Origin of the sequence: Trichlorobacter sp., assembly GCF_030247655.1 — a bacterium.
Lineage (GTDB): Bacteria > Desulfobacterota > Desulfuromonadia > Geobacterales > Pseudopelobacteraceae > Trichlorobacter.
Window position 1 is genome coordinate 1 of the sequence record NZ_JAOTRZ010000151.1, and the last position, 7,151, is coordinate 7,151.

Here is a 7,151-nt window from a genome sequence, read left to right on the forward strand (position 1 = left end):
AAATATATCTGTGAAATAGAGAATGTCGGAGAATTTTTATCTAAAGAAGAAATTGATGAATGTGAGCTGGTGGCCGCAGCTATTGTTAGTAGTAAAGATATAATTGAAAAAGAATACCCTCCCGCCAACACCAAGCTTCTTAACAAAAAACCGTTTCACGGTTTATTTACCCATAATTACATTTACACCTGCTTGGGGATGTCATGTCTGGAGGGGGATGAATCCCCGCGGCATCTGCTATTGGAGGCTTACTTAGTAGTTGCGTCTGGTATACTCAGGCACCGAAAAGAACACGCATCACATTGGCGTGATCCGAAAGAGTATCTGGAGGCGCTGGATGACTCATGTCGTCTTGCGCGAAAACTACTATTGCCGACCAAAATCGATATTCACAATAACCTTCCTCAACAGTTGTCAAATGCGCATGGGGAATATCTGAAGGGCATACAACGATCTGGAAACACTTTAAAATGTATCTATAATTTACTTGACTATGCTCTGTCAGGCAAAAGTGCACCTACCTATCTGAAATCAGGACACACAAGAAAATTACGTACCATAAGACACACTATAAACGATGCTGTTGATCCTGAACTGACTGGTAAAATAGATGATGTTGAAATGTGGCAGCTTACTGCAGAGTCAGCATGCGGACTTGATGCCCCCGAGACCACCGGTGGGCTAGATTATTATCAAATTAGTTCCCCTCTGGATGATAAATTGCCATCCGAGCAGCATAATCGTAAAAAACGTCACTATCTGTCCAGTATTGCCATGCATAATCAACGTCTTCCATTTAGGTGGGAAATGCTGTCACTGTACGAAATTAGCTGTTTCATTGAGACGATTGAGCAACTGGCATCTGGTGTTTACCAGTATAATCCAAATATCAGAGGATTAGGGGAGATTGATCAGCGTGAGCTGGCAGCTGTTGCTGTAACTTTGTTTTTGCGTTCTGTGCCACTAAAAGATCTGCCATCAATAAAACTTAGTGATGCGGCATATGCTCAAGTTGAGCCACCAGGATATCGGTTTTATGGCTATAAATCAGGTGTTTGGGTGGTGTCACCCCCCCAACTGCCAATGGACATGACACTTGGAAATAGGTTCTACAGCTCTGCAGAATTCAGGCGTGAATTCTATTTTATAAAATCTGGCACCGGTCTTGAGCAAATCATTGATACATATATTACTGAGGTAAGGGGAAGGGGCGAAAGCGAGAGAAGCCTGTTTCTTAAGTCACCTTATTATTATGAGCAGGCTCTGCAGAAAGTCATTACACTCATCAATGAACAGCATAAAACTCGATTAACACTTAAAAGAATTGAGTATTTTCTCCACAACTATCTTGCTGGAACTGATGGTGCAGATCTCACAACTGCTATGCTGCTTACTGGTAGGAGTGATTTCCTAGGTATGCCACCTCTACACTATACAGCCTTGCCGGTAAAACGCTTGCAGGCGATCTACTACACTTCTTGCCGAAAATTAATGAGTGGGGTAGGACAGGAGTTGGCTGCACGAGGTAAAGTTTTAAGCCTTAATGATATTCAAGATAATAACAACTATGCAGGGTCATGGAGGGGCATGGCAGGAACTTTCTATCGTCCTAAAAAGAAAGCTGTCAGGAAAATGATACGCCGGCTTCAGGAGCGAATAAGGCACATTCAAAGTATGGCGTGCGACAGAAATAAGCTTTTGCGCCTGCATAATAATATTATGCGATATACAGCAATTATGTTTGCCTTTTCAACTGGGTTTCGTGCTGTGAGAAGTCCGTTACTCCCTCCATCGCAGATTGATGATACAACGGGCTTTGCAGTCATTTCTGATAAGGATGGTATTGATTATTACAACTCAAGGATTGTCTGGCTGCCACCAGTTTGTATTCAGCAGTATTATGCCTACCTGAAGCATCTCGAGTGTCTTATGCCAAAGTTAGAATACCTAGACCTCGATGCGTTTAATGCCTTATGTCATTTGCTTGGCCACCCGCGCCCAAATGACAAAATTCCTCTATTCTTCTTTTTAAGAATGGATGGCGGTTCATGCGTGTTGAAACCGATAGACATCTGGCGAGAAATCAGAAAAAATCTGCAGTATGATCTGCCATCGAATGCAAGTCGCCACTACCTGCGTTCTCATTTGACTGAAAAAGGTTGCCCCCCTGAATTGGTTGCTGCTTTTATGGGACATTGGGAGCGAGGAGAAGAACCCTGGGGCAGTTTTTCTGCACTTCCACCAATACAGTACGCTGAAACAATTGCCTCTTATCTGATACCGATGCTGGAAGAGGATGGTTGGATGCCGATAACCGGCATGCAGGATTACTGGTGATGAATAAAGTCCCTGCACCCATCTGGGATAAAACCTATTTAGAGAAAAATGCTAAGGATACCTCTGTCGTGCAACAGCTTCGACTGAGAGAAAAAGTCTTAAAGTATCTTTTAAAAAAACATCCGGATATCTACTACGGTAATGTAAACGCAGTATTTAATGCACGCAACGGAGACCAGTTTCTCAAGCAGATAAAGAGTTCGCTCAGCACATTTGAGTATCTTTTCTGTATCCGTTTTTTTATTAAAGGTCTTGAAGCCGGTAAAGAACAGTTGGGCTGGGCAAAGGTTGTGGTGCCTGGAATGCCGGTCGCAGCGCCGAGAGAGCCGGCGCGTTTTACCCCCCTTTCATTTAGATGCCTTAATGCATTTGAGCCGCTTCATATCGCCCTTAAAAACTATCTGGGGCTCCCTGCAAATAATAACCCTTCTAAGCATTTGGGCATCATCCTGTTATCAGCAATTCTTTACGGCGGCTTACTAAACAAAAACTGGTTAACTCCTTTATTACGTGGTCTGAACGGACAGATACGAATACAGGGTGGGCTGATGTGGATAGATCTTCAACGACCATATATTTATCCAAAGTATGCAGATCAGCCTGAAAAACGGAAAAATATCGACCGGCGCTGGTTTCCAGACCCACTTACACAGGCTCTGATCATCCGCTTGCATACCCGTTATGCTGACCTGGTGCCTTTATGCCATAATCTTGATGCACTAACCTGCGTCAAAGCTGCTTTGCATGATCTGAGCGGTGAACAGAAGCATCTAACCATATCCGAACTCTATGATGGGGCAAGCTGCTACCTTGCCTTAAGGATTCCAAATTTTCTCGTTAGTTTTGCAACAGGCAAAACGGTCTCCGTTTCACTGTCATCTCCAGTATGGACGCGCCTGTTACATGATAAAGCAGTTCTGCAACAAACTGAAGGTGCTGAGATTGAGGAGATGGAGGCTCCTGGGCACAACCAACTGGTTCAGGCGTCAGAATTGATTGATTATAATCGCCAGGAACAGCTCAGGAAAAAGCTCGTCAGTATACTGGGGAAGGCCAGGAGAGGGCGAGACACTTGTGAACCAACCAGAAAAAAAATTATCTCTTTTTTTGAAGATGCTGCTGAAAAAATGGTGCCTGTTCTGCAAATGCTCACCCAATGGACCCTGGAGATGCTTGGTAGAACTGAGTCTACGCTTGAAGGGCGTAAACTTAAAAATCCATTGCAGCCAAGTGCTATTGCCACCTATCTGAGCGCAATAGATCAAGAACTGCTTGCCTGTGCAGAAAAAGATGATATTTCGCTCTACGATTCAGCCGAGTTGCGAGACCTGTATGACGATGCAATCAAGGCGGTGAAGAAACAGTCACAGAGGCATACAACATCGTTTCGACTGACCCAGTTTCACCGTTTTTTGGTGCGTAGTTATGGCGCTCCGGAAATTGATATGGGCGGTATGGTCGGCCGAAAAGGGCCGCCTGAGCTTGGTGTTGATGCCAATATCATGAGTCCACGTATGTTCCGTGCAGCACTGTATTCACTTGGTTGGGAACTGTCAAAGCGCAGTAGAATTCAGTCGGTTAGGTGCCTGATAGCTATCCTGGGGTACCGCTGTGGCCTCAGAAGGCATGAAGCATTAGCCATACGTATCGGCGACGTGATGGGAGAAACATTTCCCGAAATCATGGTGCGTACTAGTTATTTGAATAGGCTTAAAACCGCTGACTCAGCACGCCGATTGCCTCTCCATCTCTTGCTAGAGCCTGATGAGTTACAGGAACTACTGCACTGGAAACAGATTCGCATAGCTGAAGAGGGGGGGGGGCATTGCCTTGATGCCCCTCTCTTCGGCTTGCCCGGCATCAAACAGATCTTAGGCGATAATGAAGTGTTTCTGGAAATACACGTTGTGTTGAGACAGGTTAGTGGTGATCCTGGACTACGTTATCACCACTTGCGCCATAGTTTCGCCAATCGTCTGTTGCTGGTTATGCTGAGTGTCAATTTGCAGCCAGACGAGCTTCCTGAGCATCTGCGACAGCTGTGCCTGTTCCATATCACCCCTCAGGAGTTAGTGCGGGGCCTCTTCGGCAATATGAATCAGGGACGGCAGTTCTTGTATGGTGTTTCAACCTTACTTGGGCATGCAGACCCAGTTACCACTCTGCAATCATATTTTCACCTGTCAGATCTGTTGTTGGGAGTTATGGTCCGGCAGCCAGCTGTACAGCCATCACTTTCTGCAGAAGCCGTCATGGAATTAACAGGTCTGAAGCGGGTCATGGTCTTTAGAACCAAGGCTGAAAGTGCATGTGGTGACTGGAAAATGGAAATATATCGTGAGCGAATGGCGCGGCATGCATCAAAGCTGTTTCCAGATCCGCAGTTGCCAGCTACTAAAACCATAGAGCCATTGCCGCCACAGGAAGAAGAGTCAGAAAAAATTTTGCCGGATTGGAAGATTGTTCAGCATGTCCTCAAATTATATCAGGTGCAGGGAATGTCTTGCGAGCAGATTGCAGATCGTTTACGAACTTCAATAGCCTCTTCCAAGGCGTGGTGTGAAGCGGCAACTGTTATCAGGAACCTGACAACAAAAGAAGGCACTCCCCGTCATTTGTCGGCTTGGCAACGAAAGCAGGAAATGAAGAAAGGTACTGTTAATACCTTTCCTGTGCCACCTGATAATTCAGCCGACAAGGCCTTGGTGGCCAAGATACTGAAAAAAATATCTGTGCTGACTGCCCAGGAGCTTGAGGTCGTACGAGATGGATGCAAAATTTTTGTTGAACGATACAGCTCAAACCAGGGGTATGTGCGATTTACTGATGTTGCAGGGACCATTACATATAAGGAGTTTCTAAAGCTTATAGGGATTCCGGACTCCATGGTCTATATTTCCATGTTCGCAAAATCAGTACCGGCTCGGCAATCTGAACTGGAGAATCAAAAGCTGATTTTAAAGAAGCTTGGCATTGCTGAAGATCACCTGCTAACTTCCGGCAAGCGTCACGTCAAATATCGCCGTACCCATGAATGCTCTGTGGCCTTCATGGTGGCTCGTACAGATCGTACCATCAAAAGGAAAAATAAGCAGGTTATTGCAGAGACACTCTATGGATTCCGTTATGCCATCTATCTGCTGGCAATCGGTCTTGAGTATATCAATGAATGAACTGATCGTCTGAAATATCTATGGTTATGCAACCTCACCGTTGATTGCCTGACGCAGCACGGTACTTGGCTTGAAGGTGAGCACCTTGCGTGCTTCAATGGTCATGGCTTCACCGGTTTGCGGGTTACGTCCTTTACGTGCAGATTTTTGGCTGACGGTAAAGCTGCCAAAGCCGGATATTTTAATGGTTTCTCCAGATTCCAGAGATCCCTTCAAGATGGAAAAGACCGCCTCCATCATACCCGAGGCATCCTTCTTTGAAATACCTGTAGTGGTCTGAATCTTCTCAACGATGTCTGCTTTGGTCACAGATGCCTCCAATGAAATAGTTCTGAATGAGTAGTAACATTTTTGTCACAGCTGCCGCCGGTCAATATCTGTAACCAACGGCAGCTGTTTTCACTACTACTAAGCTGCATCTGCTGTCAATTTTTCCGGTCTCCAAAACTTCCTGCCAGCTTCATCGGATACCAATTTTTTCCATGCTGGAGACGCGCCAAACAGAACTGATTCATTATTCAAGCCGCTACTTATCCTGTCTGCTGCCTGAACTACTTCCGCGACTGTCATCAAAGGCCTTTTTCCACCATAAGATTGAAGTTTCCAGCTGAGCAGGTAGCGAAGGGCTGTTGCGCCATCCGGCCATACATGGTCCAACTGTGCAAGCGGTTGTGCTAGTAGCTCCAATGTCAGCAGGTCGTGACCCAGCAAAGCTCCAATCAAGCTTCTACTGGTTCTGTTAAGTGTCTTGGTCTTGCCAATATCGTGCAGGAGTGCGGCACATGCTGCCAGTTCATCCTGCTCATGCATGCACCCTGTTGCACGTATGACAAATTCTGCACATTCAAGGCTGTGCTCTAAAAGTCCACCGGCGTAAGAGTGATGATGTTTCTGACTGGCAGGTAAAGATATAAACGGTAACGCCATACTATCGTTTCGTAACACGTTCAGTATAAATTCACGGAGAGGCATGATTTTGAGCTGATTCAAAATGGCTTCCAGCCTCTGTATGCCCCCTGCAATAGGGCAGTAGTCTCCAGGGAGGTGTTGTAATGGATCGCCTGAACTGTTTTCTGCCCGTGTGGCTGCAGATATATCTACATGCCAGCGATCTGCAAAATGCCGCATACTGCCGTAAACAGTTACCAGCGTTTTATCCTCCAGTTGGTCACCGTCATAGCGATCAAGCCAGGCATAGGCAGGAATGTGACCTGAACGATCCCGCAGTGTACAGGCCAGATAACGCTTGTTATTACGTGCTGTTCTGATGGTCGGGTTGTGAATCCTCAGTGTAGCTTCAACCGGTGCATTTGGCCGGTATTCCAAGCTTGCGATCATATCAAACCTCGCTTTCCCGGCCAGCGGTGATCAGACTGTTGAACGCAGACCCATCTTGCCGCGTAATGTTTGGAACATACCGCGAGTAGATGGTAAACAGCATCTTGGTGGTTGAATGGCCCATCTGCCGTGCAATCCACTCCGGATTTTCACCTGAAGCGAGCCACAGGGTAGCTGTGGTGTGCCTGGTCTGGTAAGGACGGCGTTTTTTCAGGCCAAGTAGCCTGAGTGTCGGGTACCAGATCCGGTTGGTCACGTTACTGAAGTTCGTAGGCTCACCGGTTCGGGTGCAGAATACAAATC

The 7,151-nt window shown here is 46.2% G+C and carries 4 protein-coding genes and 1 pseudogene; 2 read left to right on the forward strand and 3 right to left on the reverse strand.

Features of this window, described 5'->3' with window-relative positions; translation table 11 throughout:
* Both OEL57_RS12030 and OEL57_RS12035 read left to right on the forward strand, forming a co-directional pair.
* Nucleotides 1-2,337 (forward strand): hypothetical protein (locus OEL57_RS12030; RefSeq protein ID WP_300740774.1); only part of this gene is annotated, 2,337 nt, incomplete at its 5' end.
* Nucleotides 2,301-5,510 carry a hypothetical protein gene (locus OEL57_RS12035; protein ID WP_300740775.1) on the forward strand — a complete coding sequence of 1,070 codons (3,210 nt, stop codon included), beginning with the start codon at nt 2,301-2,303 and terminating at the stop codon, nt 5,508-5,510. The genes OEL57_RS12030 and OEL57_RS12035, both read left to right, overlap by 37 nt.
* A gap of 24 nt (nt 5,511-5,534) precedes the next feature.
* On the opposite strand, the gene OEL57_RS12040 is transcribed toward OEL57_RS12035, so the two are convergent.
* The 3 genes and pseudogenes from OEL57_RS12040 to OEL57_RS12050 form a co-directional block, all read right to left on the reverse strand.
* Nucleotides 5,535-5,819, reverse strand: coding sequence for an integration host factor subunit alpha (locus OEL57_RS12040; RefSeq protein ID WP_300740776.1), 285 nt, complete (start codon nt 5,817-5,819; stop codon nt 5,535-5,537).
* 99 nt (nt 5,820-5,918) lie between these two features.
* Nucleotides 5,919-6,848: an HD domain-containing protein gene (locus OEL57_RS12045; RefSeq protein WP_300740777.1), complete on the reverse strand. Its 930-nt coding sequence runs from the start codon at nt 6,846-6,848 to the stop codon at nt 5,919-5,921.
* Nucleotide 6,849: 1 nt separating this feature from the next.
* A pseudogene (locus OEL57_RS12050) lies at nt 6,850-7,151 on the reverse strand (integrase); the annotation flags it as partial.